This is a genomic window from Arthrobacter globiformis NBRC 12137 (genome assembly GCF_000238915.1).
GTDB classification, from domain to species: Bacteria; Actinomycetota; Actinomycetes; order Actinomycetales; family Micrococcaceae; genus Arthrobacter; species Arthrobacter globiformis.
This window is the reverse complement of sequence record NZ_BAEG01000075.1, coordinates 41,427-60,295: the sequence shown is the minus strand read 5'-3', so window position 1 is coordinate 60,295 and position 18,869 is coordinate 41,427. Positions and strand designations below refer to the sequence as shown.

16 protein-coding genes are annotated in these 18,869 nt (G+C 66.6%); 7 read left to right on the top strand and 9 right to left on the bottom strand.

Annotated elements, in window-relative coordinates; genetic code table 11:
* Nucleotides 1-23 precede the first annotated feature (23 nt).
* Nucleotides 24-1,286, bottom strand: a complete 1,263-nt coding sequence (locus ARGLB_RS13955) for an ROK family protein (RefSeq protein ID WP_003803544.1) — start codon at nucleotides 1,284-1,286, stop codon at nucleotides 24-26.
* Nucleotides 1,287-1,392: 106 nt separating this feature from the next.
* On the opposite strand from ARGLB_RS13955, the gene ARGLB_RS13950 reads away from it, so the two are divergent.
* The 6 genes from ARGLB_RS13950 (at nucleotide 1,393) to ARGLB_RS13925 (ending at nucleotide 8,367) form a co-directional block, all read left to right on the top strand.
* Nucleotides 1,393-2,433 (top strand): Gfo/Idh/MocA family protein, encoded by a 1,041-nt coding sequence (locus ARGLB_RS13950; protein WP_043419190.1) that lies wholly within the window; start codon nucleotides 1,393-1,395, stop codon nucleotides 2,431-2,433.
* Nucleotides 2,434-2,546: 113 nt separating this feature from the next.
* A complete protein-coding gene (locus tag ARGLB_RS13945) occupies nucleotides 2,547-3,224 on the top strand; it encodes a hypothetical protein (protein ID WP_245531540.1) in 678 nt (225 codons plus the stop codon).
* Between the two features lie 170 nt (nucleotides 3,225-3,394).
* Nucleotides 3,395-4,891, top strand: coding sequence for an MFS transporter (locus ARGLB_RS13940; protein ID WP_003803537.1), 1,497 nt, complete (start codon nucleotides 3,395-3,397; stop codon nucleotides 4,889-4,891).
* Between the two features lie 16 nt (nucleotides 4,892-4,907).
* Nucleotides 4,908-6,485 (top strand): GMC oxidoreductase, encoded by a 1,578-nt coding sequence (locus ARGLB_RS13935; protein WP_003803535.1) that lies wholly within the window; start codon nucleotides 4,908-4,910, stop codon nucleotides 6,483-6,485.
* A 64-nt stretch (nucleotides 6,486-6,549) separates the two neighbouring features.
* The gene (locus ARGLB_RS13930; protein WP_083839661.1) at nucleotides 6,550-7,512 is read left to right on the top strand and encodes a LysR family transcriptional regulator; all 963 of its coding nucleotides are present in this window, start codon (nucleotides 6,550-6,552) and stop codon (nucleotides 7,510-7,512) included.
* 72 nt (nucleotides 7,513-7,584) lie between these two features.
* Entirely contained in the window at nucleotides 7,585-8,367 is a 783-nt protein-coding gene (locus tag ARGLB_RS13925) for an SDR family NAD(P)-dependent oxidoreductase (protein ID WP_003803531.1), read from the top strand.
* A gap of 91 nt (nucleotides 8,368-8,458) precedes the next feature.
* Here the strand turns inward: ARGLB_RS13925 and ARGLB_RS13920 are convergent, their stop codons facing one another.
* From ARGLB_RS13920 to ARGLB_RS13890, 7 genes are all read right to left on the bottom strand, one after another.
* Nucleotides 8,459-9,235, bottom strand: coding sequence for an SDR family NAD(P)-dependent oxidoreductase (locus ARGLB_RS13920; RefSeq protein ID WP_003803529.1), 777 nt, complete (start codon nucleotides 9,233-9,235; stop codon nucleotides 8,459-8,461).
* A gap of 1 nt (nucleotide 9,236) precedes the next feature.
* Complete coding sequence (locus tag ARGLB_RS13915) at nucleotides 9,237-10,235, bottom strand: fumarylacetoacetate hydrolase family protein (RefSeq protein ID WP_003803526.1); 999 nt, start codon at nucleotides 10,233-10,235, stop codon at nucleotides 9,237-9,239.
* Nucleotides 10,236-10,245: 10 nt separating this feature from the next.
* Nucleotides 10,246-11,319 carry an amidohydrolase family protein gene (locus ARGLB_RS13910; RefSeq protein WP_003803525.1) on the bottom strand — a complete coding sequence of 358 codons (1,074 nt, stop codon included), beginning with the start codon at nucleotides 11,317-11,319 and terminating at the stop codon, nucleotides 10,246-10,248.
* A complete protein-coding gene (locus tag ARGLB_RS13905) occupies nucleotides 11,316-12,440 on the bottom strand; it encodes an FAD-dependent monooxygenase (RefSeq protein ID WP_003803522.1) in 1,125 nt (374 codons plus the stop codon). Before ARGLB_RS13905 ends, ARGLB_RS13910 begins: the two co-directional genes overlap by 4 nt.
* Nucleotides 12,441-12,536: 96 nt before the next feature.
* Nucleotides 12,537-13,577, bottom strand: a complete 1,041-nt coding sequence (locus ARGLB_RS13900; RefSeq protein ID WP_003803519.1) for a cyclase family protein — start codon at nucleotides 13,575-13,577, stop codon at nucleotides 12,537-12,539.
* A complete protein-coding gene (locus ARGLB_RS13895) occupies nucleotides 13,574-14,536 on the bottom strand; it encodes a fumarylacetoacetate hydrolase family protein (protein WP_003803518.1) in 963 nt (320 codons plus the stop codon). Before ARGLB_RS13895 ends, ARGLB_RS13900 begins: the two co-directional genes overlap by 4 nt.
* A 6-nt stretch (nucleotides 14,537-14,542) precedes the next feature.
* Nucleotides 14,543-15,562, bottom strand: coding sequence for a VOC family protein (locus ARGLB_RS13890; protein ID WP_003803515.1), 1,020 nt, complete (start codon nucleotides 15,560-15,562; stop codon nucleotides 14,543-14,545).
* 367 nt (nucleotides 15,563-15,929) lie between these two features.
* Between ARGLB_RS13890 and ARGLB_RS13885 the strand changes: the two genes are divergently transcribed.
* On the top strand, nucleotides 15,930-17,207 hold the full coding sequence (locus ARGLB_RS13885; RefSeq protein WP_003803513.1) for a flavin-containing monooxygenase: 1,278 nt from the start codon (nucleotides 15,930-15,932) through the stop codon (nucleotides 17,205-17,207).
* 209 nt (nucleotides 17,208-17,416) lie between these two features.
* Here the strand turns inward: ARGLB_RS13885 and ARGLB_RS13880 are convergent, their stop codons facing one another.
* Entirely contained in the window at nucleotides 17,417-18,835 is a 1,419-nt protein-coding gene (locus ARGLB_RS13880; protein ID WP_003803510.1) for an aspartate ammonia-lyase, read from the bottom strand.
* Between the last annotated feature and the right edge of the window lie 34 nt (nucleotides 18,836-18,869).

Below are 18,869 nucleotides of genomic sequence, written 5' to 3'. Positions count from 1 at the left end.
CGCCCGGAGTGCGCCGTGGAGCCTTAGGCGGGTACTGCAGCGCGTTCCGGTGACGGCCGGCCCTCCGCGAACCAGCGCGGGAAGGTGACATCAAAAAGCTGCTCGCGGGCAAGTTCCGCCCCGCCACGCAGCGGCTCCCGCTCATCGTTCACGGAGAGGGTAATGGTCAGATCGCGCGTGGCGAGGGGCAGTGACAGTTCATAGACGCGCTGCCGCACCTCTGCGAGAAACACCTCGCCGGCCGATCCCATGGCACCGCCGATGACGATGACCCCGGGGTTGAACATGTTCACCAGGGCTGAAATGGTCTCGCCCGCTACCCGCGCCGACTTTTGAATCAACGCAATGGCCAGCGCGTCGCCGGCCTGGGCTGCGAGGGTGATCTCTTCGAGGCTGAGTGCCCCCTTTTTCACCAGCGGACCCAGGGAGCTGTTGGTACCTTCGTGGATGGCCTGTTCGGCATCCCTGACGAGGGCCCAGCCGCCGGCAACCGCTTCCAGGCAGCCGGTCTTGCCGCAGCGGCATTGCACGTCAGAGTCCGACACCCGGACGTGGCCGATGTCGCCGGCTGCACCGTTGGCACCACGATGAATCCTGCCCTTGGACAGCAGGCCGGCGCCAACCCCTGAGCCGATCTTGCAGTAGATGAGGTCCGCCAGGGAGTCGCGGCGCCGCGCACGTTCGCCGAGGGCAAGCAGGTTGGAATCGTTATCCACCCATACCGGTGCATTGAACCGTTCTTCGAAAGGCGTGCGGACATCGTAAGCGTTCCATCCCGGCATGATCGGAGGTGCCACGGGCTGCCCCGAAGCGAAGTCCACCGGGCCGGGAAGCCCCACCGCCACACCCCATACAGGCACCTTGGGGTCCTTCTTCAGGACATCGTCAATCAGGGACATCACCGCGTCGATGGTCTTCTCCGGACCCTGCGCGATGTCCCAGGTGCGGTGCGTGTGTTCCAGGATGTCGCCGTCAAGGGCGGCGACGCCAACCCTCATGTGAGCCGCTCCGAGGGCGCAGATCACGATTCGCCCCTGCTCCGCGCGGAAACGCAGGGTCCGGGGCGCGCGGCCTCCGGAGGAGGCTCCGAACTCGCCATCGCCGAGGAAGCCGATCTGGATGGCCTGATCCACGCGCTGACTGACAACCCCCCTGCCCAGGCCCGTGACCTTGCCGATTTCAGGGCGGGTGGTAGCCTCGCCCGTTCGCACCAGGTTGACGATCCGCAGGAGGCTCGTAACTTCGTCCGTCTGTGCTCCAAAGCGGAGGGTCGAGTCTGTCGTCATGACAATAATTCTCACACACACGAGCCGACTAAAGTACGGTTAGCCGCGACTATAGCCAGAAGTTTCCATACTTATGAATAATAAAGACATAACTGGAAGGGCGACGATGCCTTGGAGCGTAGGAATTCTTGGAGCGGGGCCCGGGGTGGCGGCCCTTCATCTGCCGATACTGGGACGGCTGGCAGAGATGTTCAGGGTGGTCCACATTGCCGATGCTGGAAGCGGGCGCGCCCGACGGCTGGCCGAAAGGTGTGGTGCCCGCTGGTCGGAGGGCGAGGCGGACCTGCTGGCGGACCCGGCTGTGGAGGTGGTGGCCGTGTGCAGCCCGCCCAGTGAGCACGCGCGCCAGATCCTGGCGGCGCTGGCCTCGGGTAAGCGCACCATTTTCTGCGAGAAGCCGTTGGCTACGAGCAGACTGGAGGCGGATGAAGTTATCTCTGCCTGCCGTGCCGCGGGCGCAGTTCTCATGGTGGGCACGAACCATCTGTTTGATGCCGCGTGGGGGCGGGCGAAGCACCATCTCGTGGCCTTGGAGGGCAGGGTTCGGGCCATTTCTGTGACACTGGCGCTTCCGCCGAATGACAGGTACCACGGGGTGGTTGCCGAGGGCGGTCCCTTCCAGGCTGCCCGGCGGGGACGTCCGGACCTGCAAGACCCTGCCGTGGCGGCCGGCGTACTGAGGCAGTTGCTGACCGGTCTCGCCATCCATGACCTTCCTGCCGTGAGGGACATCGCGCCAGGCATCGATGAAGTGGTCTACGCAAGGGTGGCTCCGCCCGTCGGCTACCTGGTGGGGTACCGGGCCGGCGGAGTCCTGGTCCAGCTGGCCCTCACCATGCTCCCGCAAGGGCCGGATGCCCTGTGGCGGATGAGCATCGCCACGTCGCACGACCGAATCGAGGTGAATTTCCCGCCGGCCTTTGTCCATGCCGGCAGTGCTGCCACCCGGGTGCGGAGCGTGGACGGGCAGTGGACGGAGTACCGGCGCGATGAGGAAGACGGCTATGTGGCCGAATGGCGGCTGCTGGCCTCGCTCCTGGAGGGTGCCGCCCCCGTGGAGTATGACGAGCTGCTGGCTGACTCCCGCTATGCAATCGATCTGGCCGATGCTGTCGCAGCGAAAATTCTTGAAGGGGTGCCGCAATGATTCAAGAGCGCGTGTTCAGTATCTGCACAGAGTTGCCCGCATACAGGGCCGCTCTTGCCGAACTACCCCTCAGTGCCGCGCCCGCCGATGACGTACGTGGGACGGTCGCCGTGGTGCCCGGAACCGGTGACTGGTGGCAGAGCATGCAGGCCGCCCTGGCCGGGAGAGCTTTGGCGGTGGTGCTTGCGGACCCCACGATGCTTCCGCGGGAAGCCGTTGAGCCTGGCCGGTGGCCCCCGGGCATGCAGGTGATCGTTGAGCGCCCCCGCCTTCGTCCCGATGTCGTTAGTGACGCGGTGCGGGCAAGGCGGGGCAGTCCGGCCCGCATGGTTACTGTTGAGTGTGCCGCTCCCTCGGTGGGCCTTGACGACGCCATCCTTGACGGATGCGGATGGGCGCGTTCCCTGATCGGGGGACCGCTGTCGTTCCGGGCGGGCATTGCCACGGCCCAGGGCAGCAGGATCGCGCTACTGGATTCGGGCGGCGATGACGGCTCAATCCCTGCCACTTTGATGGCGACTCCCGTCGGGGGCTTTCATGGCGGAGGCCTGCTCCAGGTGCTGGCCCTCGGTGAGGTGCGAACCGAGGTCACCGTGGACCAGCCCGCCGGGCTGAACCGGGTGGAGACCGTCACAGAGGAAGGGACGTTACGGCACCCGGAACGCTACGAATCCTCAGCGCGCCTCGCGCTCCGCCGGGCCATGGAGGCCTGCTCGTCAGGCGAACCGGCAGCTGACCTGCACGAGCTGTTCCAGGACATGGCGCTGACCTGGGCCCTGCTCGATGCATAACCTCAACCCCTCTGCATGTCGAATCCGGACGCTCTTATGTTGTTTTTCGACTTAAGTCGGCTACAATGGGTAGCGGCGCCGGGGTTCTTTCCGGACCCGTTCTCCGTCGTGATGCTGCGCCGGAGGCACATCCCGTCGCGTCGACGGCCCGATCGTTCGGGTAGATCACTATGCCACTTTCGTCTCTGAGACTCCGTCTCCTTGTAATCTCCCTGCTCTCGGTCTCCTTCCTGGGGGCCCTGGACCATACGGTGGTGTCCACTTCCCTGGCCACCATCGCCGGTGAACTGGGCGCACTGACGCTGATGAGCTGGGTTGTCGTGGGCTACACCCTCGCCAGCACCGTGCTGCTGCCGGTGCTCGGCAAACTCGGGGACGTCCTGGGAGCGCGCCGGATCTTCCTGGGCTCGCTCGTGATGTTCCTGGCCGCATCCCTGGCCTGCGGCTTCGCCATGGACATGACGTGGCTGATCGCCGCGCGCGTCCTGCAGGGCATGAGCTCCGCGGGCCTGCAATTGATGTCCCAGACCATCATTGCCCGCGTAACCACCCAACGTGAACGGCCGCGCTACATGGCCATCATCGGCGCAGCTTTCCCCATCGCCATCCTGGTGGGCCCCGTTCTCGGCGGCGCCATCACCGATTACTGGGGCTGGCAGTGGGTCTTCTGGATCAACCTCCCGGTGGGCGCGGCGGCCCTGGGCCTCGCGCTCATCGCCGTCCCGCACCTGGAACCCGGCCCCATGCCCCGCCACTTCGACGTTGCCGGGGCGGCTGCCTTCACCGGCGCACTGGTGGCACTCGTACTCGCCGTCACGTGGGCCGCCGAACTGACCGCAGGCCCTGCCACCGGTGCCGCGCTTGCGGTCAGCATCGCCGGTTTCATTGCCTTCATCCATATCGAACGCCGCGCGCCCGAACCCATCGTTCCGCTCACCTTTTTCGCCAACCGGACCATTGCGGCGGGCACGGCGCTCTCGGCGATTATCGGCGTCGGCCTCTTCTCCATCACCGCCTACCTGCCCACGTACTTCCAGATGGCGTACCAGACCACCGCCACAGTGTCCGGGCTGGTGCCGATCGCCACCGTGTTCGGCATGCTCATCAGCAACCTGCTCACCGGATGGCTGGCCAGCCGGACCGGGCGGTACCGCATCTTCCCGATCCTGGGAACATCGATGGGCGCCGCCGGCCTTTTTGTGATGGCCGTGCTGCCGGGCGGGCTTCCGCTGTGGGCTCCCATGGTGGTGATGGCCGTGGTGGGGATGGGCACCGGAGCGTTCATGAGCCTGATTGTCGCCGTGGTCCAGGGAGCGGCCCCGCCCAGCCAGACCGGCACCATCACCGCCACCATCAACCTGGTGCGGCAGGTGGGGTCCACGGTAGCGACGGCGGTCATCGGCGGAGTGATCGGCTCCGGCGTCGCAGGCCTCCTGCCGGCTGGCCTGGACGCCTCTACCCTGACGCCGCAGCTGGTCCACGGGGCGGCGCCGGCCATCCAAGCCAGCGTCGCCCAGATCTACACCACAGTTTTCGCACCCATTTTCATCGCCCTGGCGGTTACCTACGCCGTGGGAATTGTCGCGGCCGTCCTGCTTCCGCAGGGGCACCTGTCCGAAGAACCCGTTCCCGCACCCCACGCACCTTCCGAATCATTCTCGGCCTGATTTCAGAGGAGACATCATGTCCAACCCCACCATCGCCATCGTCGGCAGCGGACCCATCGGCTCCACCTACGCCCGGCTGCTCGTGGAGCAGGTCCCGAACGCGCGGGTGCTGATGTTCGAGGCCGGACCGCAGCTCACCGGAATCGCCGGCGAGAGTGTCCGCAACATCCCGGACCCTGCCGAGAAAGCACGTGCACGGGAAATGTCCCAGGGGCCGCAGGCCGGCGCCTACCGGGAGTCGCTCGGCATCCCGGCAGCCACCGTCACCGAGGGCATGTTTACCGCCCGCCAAGGCACGCACCTCCTGGACTTCGGCGGCGCTGGCTCCGCGCACGCGCCGTCCTTCCCGGCCGCCGCTGCGGCCACCAACGTGGGCGGCCAGGGTGCGCACTGGACCTGCGCGACGCCGTCGCCCGCCTTCAGCGAAAAGGTCCCGTTCATTGCAGACGATGAATGGGACGGACTGATCGAGGAGGCCAAACAGCTGCTGCACGTCCACAGTGCCGCCTTCGCCGATTCTTCCGTGGGTGAGGCCATCCGGTCCCTCCTGGACGAAGAGTTCGGCGCGGAACTGCCGGACGGCTACGGGGTGGGGACTCTTCCGGTGGCCGGGGACCCGCAGCCTGACGGGTCCGTGCGCTGGGCAGGCGCCGACGTCGTCCTCGGCCCCCTGATCGATAAGGACAGCCCCCTCTCCAAGCAGTTCGAACTCCGCGACCTCACCCTGGTCCGCCGGGTGGAGCTGGACGGACATCGTGTCACAGGCGTCACCGTCGAGGACCTCCGCACCGGGAAGACGTCCTTTGTGGCAGCTGACATCGTTGTGGTGGCCGCCGATGCCTTCCGCTCCCCGCAGCTCCTGTGGGCGTCGGGTGTGCGGCCGAAGGCCCTGGGCCACTACCTGACCGAGCATCCGGTGGTCATCTCCACGGTGGCGCTCGACGCCGAAAAGATGCGCCGTTTCGCCACTGAGCAGGACCTCGACGCCGAACTGGCCCGGCGGGCGCAGAATCCGGCGGACCCGGTGGCGGCAGTGAACCGCATCCCTTTCTCCGAGCCGGAGCACCCCTTCTCCGTCCAGGTGATGTATTCGGAATCGACTCCGTTTCCCATGGAGCCGGGCACCCCGTACTCCGAGAACCGCTGGGGCTACGTCAACATGGGTTACGGCATGCGCAAGCACCCGCGCTACGAGGACGCCGTCACCTTTGACGACAACGAGCCGGACTACCGTGGCTTCCCGAACATGAGCATCGAATACGCGCTCACGGACCGGGAAAACGCCGAAATTGCCGAGGCCACCGAGCGGCTGCGCCGTGCCGGTAAGGCCCTTGGCGTCTTTGTTGCCGAGCCGCGGCTGATGCCCAACGGCTCCAGTCTGCACTACCAGGGCACCATGCGCATGGGCCAGACCAACGACGGCGCCTCGGTGGCTGACCCGTGGTCGCGGGTGTGGGGCTATGAGAACCTGGTGGTCGGTGGCAATGCGCTCATTCCGACGGCGACGGCCATGAACCCTACGCTGATGAGCGTTGCCATCGCGGTGCGCGGCGCCCGGAAGGTCGCCGCGGAGCTTGGTTCAGCGATCGTCTGAACCGACGGTGTTTAGGAACCGCCCAGCGGCAGGGCCGGACGCGAAGCACGGATAACCTGTGGGTATGAAGAACCTGGACCTCAACCTGCTGCCCCAGCTGCAGGTCCTGCTGGAACTGCGGAACATCTCCCGGGCGGCGGAGAGGCTCCGGCTCAGCCAGCCGGCAACCAGCGCGGCGATGGCCAGGCTTCGGCGCCATTTCGACGACGAACTCCTGGTGCGCAACGGCCGCACCTATGACCTGACGCCCTTTGCGCAGTCACTGGTCCCGCTGGTTGATGAAGCGGTGCTTCACATCCAGCGGGCCACGCGGGTGCGGTCCGGCTTCGACCCTGCCACTAGTGAGCGGGAGTTCGTTATTGCGGCTTCGGATTATGCGGCGGCGCTGATTGTGGGGCCGCTGCGCGGGATCCTGCGGGATGAGGCGCCGGGGGTTTCAGTGGATTTCGTTCCCACAGCGAAGTCCGGGATCCAGGGCCAGATGGCGGACTATTCGAAGATCGACCTGCTCGTCGGGCCCACGGGATACCAGATGCAGGGGGACAGCAAGCAGTTGTTCCGGGACAGCTTCGTGGCCGTGGCCGACACCGGAAATCCCCTTCTCCGGCAGCCCCGCCTCACCCTCGAGGACCTGACCGCGGTGCCCCACGCCGTCGGCTATTTCGGCGAGGGAATCAGCACCCCGGCGGACAAGCTGTTCGAGTCCCGGGGCCTTCAGCGCCGCGTGGCTGCCGTGGTGGCCGGGTTCCTTTCCCTGCCGCTCCTGGTTGAGGGAACCGACCTCCTGGCCCTGGTCCCGGGCATGCTGGCGGCACGGGCCCAGCGCGGCGCGGACATTGTGGTGCTGAGGTTCGCCGAAGGCGTTGAAGCGTCCCTGGTGGAGGCCATGTACTGGCACCCGTCCCAGGCGGAGGACCCGGCCAGCGTCTGGCTGCGGTCAGTGGTGCAACGCTCCTGCGCCCGGCTCCACCATCTCTTTCCCGTCGCCACCCACCCGGTGACTATCCACGCGCCGAATACCACCTAGACCCACAACGCCGTTCCCTGTCCGGCCCGTCCCTGCGAAAGTCGAAGAAACACGTCTTCGGAAGGGACCCCCATGCCTGACTCCAGCCAGCGCCTGGCCGGCAAAACCGCCGTTATCACCGGAACGGCCAGCGGCCAGGGCAGGGCGGCCGCGCTCGCCTTCGCCGAGGCAGGGGCAATGGTGGTGGGCTGCGACATGGACAACGCGGGCGCCGCCGCCACGGTTGCGGCGGTCACCGGGGCCGGGGGCCGGATGAGCAGCAGCCGGGTCGACCTCACAGACGAGGCCGCCGTGGCTGAGTGGGCTTCCGATGTCGCCGCCAGGTACGGCCAGATCCACATCCTCTACGCCAACGCTGCCGTCACCCGCTTCGCTCCGGTGGATCAGCTCACCTTTGCCGACTGGAAGTGGAATGTTGAACACGAGATGGATGTGGTGTTCCTGCCGGTCAAGTACTTCTGGCCGCAGCTGATCCAGGCGCAGGACTCCGCGATCGTGCTCGTGGGATCCACGGCGGGAGTCACCGGATCCATGACCAACGGCCGGCTGGCCCACACCGCCACCAAGGGCGCGGTGGTGGCCATGACGAAGCAGCTTGCGGCAGAAGGTGCTCCGCATGGACTGCGCGTTAACGCTGTCAGCCCTGGAATGATCCGCACCGCGGCCACCGAGGGCAACCTCCTCGCACCAGCGCACCCCATGCGGACCATCGCCGGCAGCATCCCGCTCGGCCGGATCGGTTCACCCGAAGAAGTCGCCAAGTGCGCGCTGTTCCTGGCCTCCGACGACGCCTCCTACGTCACCGGCGCCAACCTGATGGTCGACGGCGGCTGGTCGGCTGTGCTGCCGGGCTGACTCCCGCGGCAATCCCAACCAGGTAGCAGCAGATGTCGTTCTGAACCCTCAAAACGACATCTGGTGCTACCTACTTGGGGTGGTGAAGCGGTTAGCGCAGGGCGTCGGAGACGGCCTTCGCGCCGCCGTGGGCTGACTGGCCGCCGTCCACCGGGATCTCGGCGCCCGTCACGAAGGAGGACAGCGGGCTGAGGAGGAAGAGTACGACGCCGGATACCTCCTCCACGCTTCCGGTGCGCCCCAGAGGGGTCTCGCCCAGGGTTGCCTGACGGAACGCGGGCTTGGCGCTCGCCGTCATGGGTGTTTCGATGAACCCCGGGTGGACGGTGTTCACCCTTATCCCGCGCGGTCCCAGTTCCATCGCTGCCACCCGGGAGAGCCCGCGCAGGGCCCATTTGCTCGTGGTGTAGGCCACGGGATAGTGCGCCGTCAGGCCGGCGACAGAACCGACATTAACAATCGAAGCCCCGCTGCGCATTAGTGGCGCGAGCGCCTGGATCCCCAACAGGCTTCCCGCCACGTTGGTTTCGTAGACCCTTTGCAGGTCAGCCAGGGAAACCTCCAGCAAGCGGCTGCGCTGGGTAATGCCGGCATTGTTGACGAGCCCGTCCACCTGCCAGCCCTCGGATCGGATCCATGCAGCCAGCGTGGACCATCCGGATTCGTCACCCACGTCCAACTGCCGGTACACCAATGAGTGCGAGGCGGATGACGGCAAGGCCGCCAACTCTTCGGGCAGGTCCGCCGCCAGGTCCGTGGCGATAACACGCGCCCCGGCCTCCACCAGCAGGCGTGCCTCGGCAGTGCCCTGTCCCTGGCCTGCGCCGGTGATCACCACCGTCCGGCCATCGAGCCGAAGGGAAGCCACCCTAAACTCCCGACGTAACCGCAGCAGCAACCCGGCTGCGCGGGCGGGGCCGGGCCGGCACGCGGGTCACGGCCTCACGCCGCTCACCCACGGTGTTTTCGATGCTTCCGATTCCCCCTACCGTCATGCGTACCACGTCGCCGGTCTTGAGCGGCAGGGGAGTCTTTGAACCGTTGCGCCCCCAGAGCTCAGCGAGGCAGCCGCTGCCGCAGGTGCCGGAGCCCAGCACATCGCCGGGCCGCACCACGGAATCCTGCGAGGCGTAGGCCACCAGTTCCGCGAAGGGCCAGCCCATATTGGACAGCAGGTCCTGGCCTATCGTCTCTCCATTGACCTCAACAGCCATGGAGACCGGCAGGAACCCCTCGGCGTCGTGCAGGTCCTCGAACTCATCGGCAGTGACGATCCAGGGCCCCAGGGTGCTGGCGAAGTCCTTGCCCTTGCAGGGCCCCAGGCTGACTTTCATCTCGCGCCGCTGCAGGTCCCGCGCGGACCAGTCGTTGAGGACGGTGTAGCCGAAGATGTGCCGGTGCGCCTCGGCGGCAGTCAGGTTCCGGCCGTCGCTGCCGGGGACGCGTCCGACGACGGCGGCCACCTCCGTCTCAAAGTCGAGGTCCTCGCACCCCGCCGGAATACCGATCACCTTGCCGGTGCCGGTCACCGTGTGGGGGTTGGTGAAGTAGAAGGTGGGCGCCTCGTACCATTCGGGCACCACGCCGGCCACGCCGTCGATGCTCTTCCGCACGCCTTCGACGTGTTCCTCGAACGCCACAAAGTCGCGGATGGTGGCGGGCAGCAGCGGGGCCAGCAGCTGCACGTCCGCCAAGGGAACGGCAAGACCGGACCCGATGGTCTGGCGGGCAAGGCCCAGCGTTTCTTCGAGGCCGGCGTCCAGCAGCGTCTGGACGCCCTGGCCCGTGGGCAGGGCGTAGCAGCTTCCGCCGTCCACAAAGCCGGACTGCGTCCCGCCGTCGTAATTCCAACGAGCAATCTTGACCATGAAAAACGTCCTAAGCTGTGCGGCGGGCGGGGCGGATCGAAGCGGGTGTAATGCCGAGGGCAGCGGCGTTGCCGGCCAGCACCCGGGCCTCATCCTCCGCGGGAAGCCGCGCCTCGAGAACCTCGTCCACAGGGAGATCGGAGCCCATATCGAACGGGTAGTCGGAGCCCAGCAACACCTGCTCCGGGCCCGCGGCGGCCACGAGGGCCCGGAGTTCACCCGGGCTGTGGACCAGCGAATCGAAGTACAGCCTCTGCAGATATGACGACGGCGGCTGGGCGCAGCCGTGTGCGTCCGGCCGGACCCGCCAGGCGTGGTCGGAGCGGCCAAGGGTGGTGGGAAGATAGCCGCCGCCGTGCGCGGCCAGAACCTTCAGCTCCGGGTGCCGGTCCAGGACCCCGCTGAAGATCAGGTGCGACAGGGCCACCGCGTTTTCGGCCGGCTGGGAGACGGTGTTGGCGAGGTAGAAGCGGTCGAGCCTCTCATCCAGAGAGCAGCCGAAGGGGTGCAGGAACACCAGGGCGCCCAGCTCCTCGGCCCGCTCCCAGAACGGTTCCAGCCTGGGATCTGACAGTTCCACGGTGCCGCGCTCCGGGTCCTCCGGGGTGGCAGCGAACGAGCCAATCTCCACACCGAGCAGGCCGCATTCCAACACGGCGTGCTCCAGTGCTTCCACCGCCAGGGCGGGGTGCTGCAGCGGGACCAGGCCCAGGCCGTTGAGCCGCTCCGGCGCGCGGTCCACGAATGCCCGCACCGCCTGGTTGGCGGACTTCGCCACCTGCAGGGCGAGCTCTTCGCCGGCGAAGTAGTAGAAGTGCGACGGCGACGGCGAGACCAGCTGCACGTCCACGCCTTGGGCGTCCATGTCCGCCAGCCGGCGGTCCAGATCCGTCAGCTGCGGCCAGCGCTGCTTGATCATCCTGCCTGACGCGGCCATGGATTCCTGTCCGTTGCGCCGCACTTCCAGCGCCTGATGGGCGCCGAAGCCCTCGGGATCCGCCTCGGCCACGAACTGCTGCAGGGCCGGTAGCAGGATGTGGGCGTGGACGTCCACCGTACAGGCTTCGGCGGAATGGGGGCTCATGCGGGTTCCTTCAGCATGACGGCGAGCGAGTGCATCAGGCCCGGCACGTCGGCGTCGCGGACGCCGTCGAGCATCCACTGGCCCAACTGGACGGAGGCGTTGACCACTGCCTTGGCCCGGTCCAGGCGGCGGTCGGTAAATTCCTTCCAGAGGGTTTCGGTGACATCGTCGGCCTGGATCAGCAGTTCGGCCAGGACGGCGGCGTCCTCCAGGGCCATAGCAGCACCCTGGGCCACCGTCGGCGGGCAGCTGTGGGCGGCGTCGCCGATGATCACAGCGCGGCCGCGGTTCCAGGGGCCGTCCACCAGGTGGGTGGTGAACCACGTGTAGTTGATGCGGGCGCTGTGGTCCAGGTTGGCGCGGATCCCCTTCCACGGTCCGCCGTAGGCCGCAGCGAGTTCGGCCATGATCCGGGGGCCGTCCTCGTGCTTGCGCTCCTGCGCCCTCTCCACGAGGTAGGCGTAGATGGTGTCCGGGCCGGTGGGGCAATAGCCGGCGATGAAGCAGGGTCCGCCGTAGGTCAGGTCGGTGCGGACCACCTCCTCGGGCCGCTCCACGAAGGCACGCCAGATGCCCATGCCGGTGGGCTGGGGGTCGACGTCGATGCCCATGGCTTTGCGGACGGCGGAGTGCAGGCCGTCCGCGCCAATCAGGAGGTCGTAGGTGGCGGTACCGCCGCCGGTGGTGTTCACGGTGACAGAACCGCCGTCGTCCGTAATGCCGGTGACTGTCCTGCCGTAGCTGATGCGTGCACCCGCCTGTTCAGCCCGTTCGCGGAGGATGGCGGTGAGGTCCGGGCGGTACATACCCAGCGTGGCGGGAAGGTCCTCGCCGCCGGTACGGATGTCCTCGAGGACCGCGATGACGGTGCCGGCGGGGTCCGGGGCGCGCAGGCCCAGGGTGCTGAATCCGTAACCCTTCGCCTCGATCTGGTCCCAGACGCCGAGCTGGCGGAAGATCCGCAGGGCGTTGCCCTGCAGGGTGATCCCGGAGCCGAGGGCCTGCGGGGCGTCCGCCTTCTCGAGGATTTCGACGTGGATTCCGGCGTCGGCCAGGAGGATAGCGGCGGTCAGGCCCGCGGCTCCCGCCCCGACGATTCCGACGTTCTGTACTGCTGCCATCGCTGACTCCTTTGTATTGACGGCGTTACTGCTGGCGGTTTGTTGTACTGAAAGCTACCGGACTGTGCTTACCGGACTGTGCTTAGCGGACTGTGCTTACCGGACGGCGATCGGGTTGACCGGTGATCCGACCGCGCCGGTGATGGGGAGCGGGGCGGCGGTGAGCAGGAAATCGTACCTGCCGTCCGCTGCGCACGCCTCGCCCAGTCCGTCCGGGTTCCACATCTCGCCCAGGAACAGGCCGAGGTTGGGGATGGCGATCTGGTGGAGGGGCTGGAAGGCGCCGTCGAACTCGTTGGGCCGGACCTCGAAACCCCAGGTGTCCGTGGCGATCCCGGCGATTTCGCTGCGGTGCAGCCAGGGCGCGGTGCTGAAGGACAGTCCCGGGGCCGGGCCGCCGGCGTAGTCGCCCCAGCCGGTGCGGCGGACCCTGGTGTACTGTCCGGTGCGGATCACCACGATGTCGCCGCGGCCCACCCTTGAGCTGGCCCCTTGCAGTGCGATGGTCCGCTCGATGTGTTCGGGGGTGATGGCGAAACCGTCCGGTAGTTCGCCGTCGTTCCTCCCCAGTTCGGGGCCGAGCGCACGGCCGACATCGAGCAGGACGCCGCGGGTGACGATCTTGGCTGCGGCGGTTTCGATGCCGGTCACCAGGTCGCCTTCGGAGGTGACCACGTCGCCGGCGGCGCGGCCGTTCCAGGCTTTGCCCTGGTCGAAGATGTGGCCCAGGCCGTCCCATTGGGTGGAGCATTGCAGCGGCATGGCGATGACATCGTCCGCGCCGCCGAAGCCGTGCGGGAAGCCCTGGTTGCCGCGCTCGGCGTCCACCCCGGTGTCCGTCATGGTGTGGACCGGGTTGGTGCGGCGGCGCCAGCCCTTCTGCGGGCCGTTCGTGTCGAACGGCTGGGAGAGCGAGAACGCCTCACCGCTCTTCACCAGGGCAGCGGCTTCAACGCGCTTGCCCGCGTCGATGAAGTTCAGGGTCCCCAGGACGTCGTCCTGGCCCCAGCGGCCCCAGTTGTTGTGGGCCGCTGCCATGGTCCGGATGCTGCCCAGCGGATCCTCACGCCGGATCACCGGGGAATCAGCGGCTGATTCCCCGGTGCCGGTGTTTACAGCTGTGTCCTGGCTGGTCACGGGTTGCTGCCTTCAGTTGTGACTTCGTCCTTGCAGTGGATCAGCTGGGTGCCCAGGCCGGTGATGGTGCCTTCCATGACGTCCCCGTCCTGGAGCAGCCGGCCCCAGTGCTGGCCGTTGCCGGCGGGGCTGCCGGTGAGCACCAGGTCGCCCGGGCGCAGCGGCATGATCTGGGACGCTTCACTGACCAGCTTGGCCACGCCGAAGATCATGTCCTGCGTGGACTCGTCCTGCATGGCCTTGCCGTTGAGCTTCAGGGTCACCCGGACGTCCTGCGGGTCGCCGAAGAACTTGGCCGGCACCAGCAGCGGCCCGGTGGGCAGGAAGCCCGGGGCGTTCTTGGCGCGGTACCAGTCCGAACCGATCGCAGGCATGTCCTTGCGGAAAACGTATTCGCGGGTGGTGATGTCGTTGACCATGGTGTAGCCGAACACATAGTCCAGGGCTTCCTCGGGCGTGACCCGGAACGCCGTCTTTCCGATGACCGCCGCCAGCTCCAGCTCCCAGTCATGGGAATTGGAGTAGGAGGGCAGGGTGAGGTCGGCGGTGGCGGAGGCGATCGCCGTCGGGAGCCCGATGAAGAAGTACGGCGTGCCCTGGCCCGCCCGCTTGTCCATCATCGCGGCGGTCTTGGCGCGCACTTCTTCTTCGTCCTGGCCCGGTTCGCGGTGTGCGGCGGCGAGGTCGATCACGTGCTTGCGGTAGTTGGCGCCGGTTTGCAGGACCTGGACCGGCTCCACGGGGGCAAGGACCTGGACGTCGGCCAGCGCCAGGCCGGTGTCCTTGCCCGCTGAGGCGGCCAGCGCGTCCAGCTCGCCCTCGGTGGTGTCCCAGTGCTCGATCAGGGAATTGATGTCGCCGTCCAGCGGCAGGACCCGGCCGCCGGCCAGCAGGCCTGCCCGGGCCTTGGCGTCGCCGGTTTCCTGGAACCGGATGAGTGCGTATTGCGTTTCGGCCATGGCGGCTTAGCCCCTGCCCTGCTTGGCGTAGGGGTTCAGCAGGGCTTCCTTCATTTCCGGTGAAGCACCTTCCTCCGTGGCGGTGAAGCCCTCGGCCGGAGGGAACGACTCCGTCATGGAGTGCGGCATGGCGCCGTTCTTGTAGAAGTTGTTGGAACCTTCGGAAGGCTTCCAGGTGTTGGCTTCCCAGTCCGGGACGTAGTTGCGGTAGCCACCGGAGTTGAGTTCCACCCGCAGGCCCGACGGCTCGCGGAAATAGAGGAAGTTCTGCTCGCCGACGCCGTGGATGGAGGGGCCGTATTCCATGGGGGTGCCGTTTTCCATCATGACGTCAGCGGTGCGGAGCAGGTCCTCGGTGGTGTCCACCCAGAAGGCGATGTGGTTGACACGGCCGGGACGGTTGGAGGTGTCCAGGACCACGCCGAGGTCGTGGGACTTCTCGTTGGTGGTGAGAACGGAGAAGACGGTGATGGGGGCTTCGTCCAGGTCCACGAATGCCATGACGCGGAAGCCCAGGGCCTCGTTGTACCACTTGGCGAAGCCGCGGACATCCGAGGTGGCGACCGTGACGTGGTCCAGGAAACGGGGTGCGGCGGCGTGGCTGCTGCGGCGCTCCGGCCGGTCCGGATAAGTGGACTCGAAGCCGGGCTCGGCCACGAACTTCTCGACGTCGAAGAAGAGCCGCATGGGGTGGCCGTAAGGGCCGGTGAATTCATAGGCCTTGCCGTAGCCGTGGCCGCCGGGCGTCCAGGCGCCCTGCACGCCCGTTGCTTCGATGCGCTGGGCTGCGGCTTCCAGGGCTGCCTGTGAGTTGGTCCGCCAGGCCATCCGGCCCAAGGAGGCTTCGGGGCCTTCGGTGACGACCAGGCTGTAGCGGTAGTAGTCGCCCCAGCAGCGCAGGTAGACGTTGCCGTCCACCCGGTCGACGATGCGCATGCCGAACTTTTCCTCGTAGAACCGCGCCGAGGCGTCGACGTCCGGAGTGGTGATCTCGAGGTGGGCAAGATGGGAAAGAGGAGTTTCCACGTTGAAGTCCTTCTGGTTACTGGCTGCGGTCGGTTTGGTGTGCAGGTCCTGTAACTACTGTGAGCGATGCCATGTATCTGGAGAAGGGCAACTTTCCCATAGGAACTATCCACCATACGGATAGTCCGGCCGGGCCGATGCCCGCATAGCCTGGGAGTAAATGAACATCACAATTTCAGATGTGATTGCCCTGATTTATGAGCTATGCAGATGCACTTGCCGCAAGTGAAGATGGATCAACCGTCACTTATGAGGGCCGCAGCGGCCGCGATTCCAGCCGGAATTCCCAAAGACGGGATCGGCTGCGCGCGACGTTCAGGTGCGCGGAGGAGCGCTGTGGCAACTCTGCTGAAATTAGGAGATCGACATGATTAGCCAAGAGGTTGAGGTCCTCGTCGTGGGCGCGGGTCAAGCCGGGGTTGCGATGAGCGAGCATCTGAGCGAACGCGGGATATCGCATCTGGTCCTGGAACGGGACCGTATCGCCGAGCGCTGGCGCACCATGCGGTGGGACTCCCTGGTCGCGAACGGACCGGCCTGGCATGACCGCTTTCCGGGCCTGGAGTTCACCGACGTTGAGCCGGGCTCGTTTCCGTCAAAGGAGCAGGTAGCGGATTACTTCGTTGCCTATGCGGAGAAGATCGGTGCACCGATCCGCTGCGGCGTGGAGGTGACATCCGTGCGCAGGAAAGTCGGCGCACCCGGATTCCATGTTCAGACATCGGACGGGAACTTCGACGCACGCTACGTCGTGGCAGCAACGGGGCCGTTCCAGCGGCCGGTGATCCCCGCCGTCGTTCCCGACACTGCCGACCTCGTGCAGATCCATTCCAGCTCGTACCGGAACCCGGCGCAGCTTCCGGAAGGCGCCGTTCTCGTGGTCGGTGCAGGGTCTTCGGGCGTGCAGATTGCCGCCGAAATCCAGCGGTCGGGCCGGCAGGTCTTCCTCTCGGTCGGGCCGCACGACCGGCCCCCGCGGAGCTACCGCGGACGCGACTTCTGCTGGTGGCTCGGAGTGCTCGGCATGTGGGACGCTTCCACCCCCGCGGCCGGCGCGGAACACGTCACGATCGCGGTGAGCGGTGCCGACGGCGGCCACACCGTCGACTTCCGCGCCCTCGCCGGGAGCGGCATCAAGCTCGTCGGCCGGACGGAAGCGTTCCGGGACGGAACCATGCGCTTTGCCGAGGACCTCCGTACCAACATCGCGAACGGCGACGCTCACTATCTGGGCCTTCTCGACGAAGCTGACGCCTACGTCGAGCGCAACGGCCTTGATCTCCCTGAGGAGCCTGAAGCCCGCACCCTGCGGCCCGATCCGGACAGCGTCACGCACCCGATCCTCGAGCTCGAGCTCGCTGGCTCAGGTGTTGCCTCGATTGTCTGGGCCACCGGCTTCGCCGTCGACTACAGCTGGTTGCAGGTGGACGCGTTCGATGAGAAGGGCAGGCCACGTCACCAACGCGGAGTCTCTACTGAGCCTGGCGTCTACTTCCTCGGGCTGCCGTGGCAGTCACGCCGCGGCTCCAGCTTCATCTGGGGCGTATGGCACGACGCCAGGTACGTCGCTGACCAGATCGCCATCCAGCGGAGCTACCTGGCCCACAACGACCAGCACGCCCTGGTGGCGAGCGGAGCCATCTGACGCCACGGGCATTGGGCGAGCGAACACAGCGAACAGCGAAGGGGACCGTGCCACGGAGGCATGGTCCCCTTCGCTGTTGCTCTTGCAGCTGCTTCCTGCGGGGTGCCGGCGGAAAAGGATCCCATCGTAGGAGGCGGAAGCACGGAGAAAGGGCCCGGTGCGTGGAACATGATCCACGCACCGGGCCCTTAGCAAGCTGCCGCCCGGCGTCAGCCCAACCCGGCCAAGGCCCTCGCCGAAAGAGCATCCTCCACCTTCTGCTGGTCGAGCAGTCCACGCTCCATCACCAGGTCGGCAATGCCTCGACGGGAAGCAAGTGCCTCCTTGGCCAGCTCGGCCGCGGCGGCGTAGCCGATCAAGGGGGCAAGACCTGTGACGACGCTTATCGAGTCGAGCATCCGCTGCTGCAGCACCTGCGTGTTCGCTGTGATGCCGTCGACGCAGTGGGTCCGGAGCTGACGGCAAGCGACTGTGAGCCAGGCAAGCGACTCAAGAAGGGAGTCCGCGATGACTGGTTCGAACGCGTTGAGCTGAAGCTGGCCAGCCTCCGCGGCCATGGTCACCGTTGCGTCGGCACCGATGACACGGAAGGCGACCTGGTTGACCATCTCGGGGATGACCGGGTTGACCTTGCCGGGCATGATGGACGATCCTGCCTGCACGGCGGGCAGGAAGATTTCCGCGAATCCCGTCTGCGGACCGGAGGAAAGCAGTCGAAGGTCGTTGCAGATCTTGGAGAGCTTCACCGCCGCTCTCTTCAGCACACCGGAGACGAGCATGAAGACTCCGGTATCGCCGGTGGCCTCTACGAGGTTGGCCGCGGAGATCTGCTGCAGGCCCGTGACCGAATTCAGCTCACGAATGACGGCTTCCCGGTATCCCGGGGGAGCGGTGATGCCGGTACCTATGGCTGTGGCCCCCAGGTTGGATTCCCGCAGATGCGGAAGGAGCTCGAGGAGCCGGTTTCCATCCTCGCGCAGGGTTTCGGCGAATGCCCCGAACTCCTGTCCCATGGACATGGGTACTGCGTCCTGGAGCTGGGTGCGGCCTACTTTGATGATGCCGGCGAACTCCGCGGCTTTGGCATCAAAAGCCCCTATGAGCCTGCTGTGTTCGGCGCAGAACTCCGAGATTTCCCGCTGCAGTGCAATTTTGATCGCCGTCGGATACACGTCGTTGGTGGACTGGCTGCGGTTCACGTCATCAATGGGGTGCACTGCAGCGTAGTCGCCCCTGTGGTGACCCATCAGTTCCAGGGCGCGGTTCGCTATCACCTCGTTGGCGTTCATATTTGTGCTTGTCCCCGCGCCACCCTGGATGGTGTCGACGACGAACTGGTCGTCAAGGAGCCCGTCCATGACATCACGGGAGGCCCGTTGGATTGCGGCAGATTTGTCCGGTTCAAGGAGCCCGAGGCTTTCATTGGCACGGGCTGCTGCATACTTCACGGCACCGAGGCCCCACATCATGGAGCGCAGGGAACCGATGGTTCGTCCGCTGACCGGGAAGTTGTCTACGGCCCGCAGGGTGCTGATGCCCCAATAGGCGTCGGCGGGGACATCAGCGTCCCCGAGGCTGTCGTGCTCCCGCCGCGGTCCCGCGACGGGGGAGGGAAGTTGATCTGTCATGGTCCTGTTCCATAGAAGTCCACAAGTGCAAAAA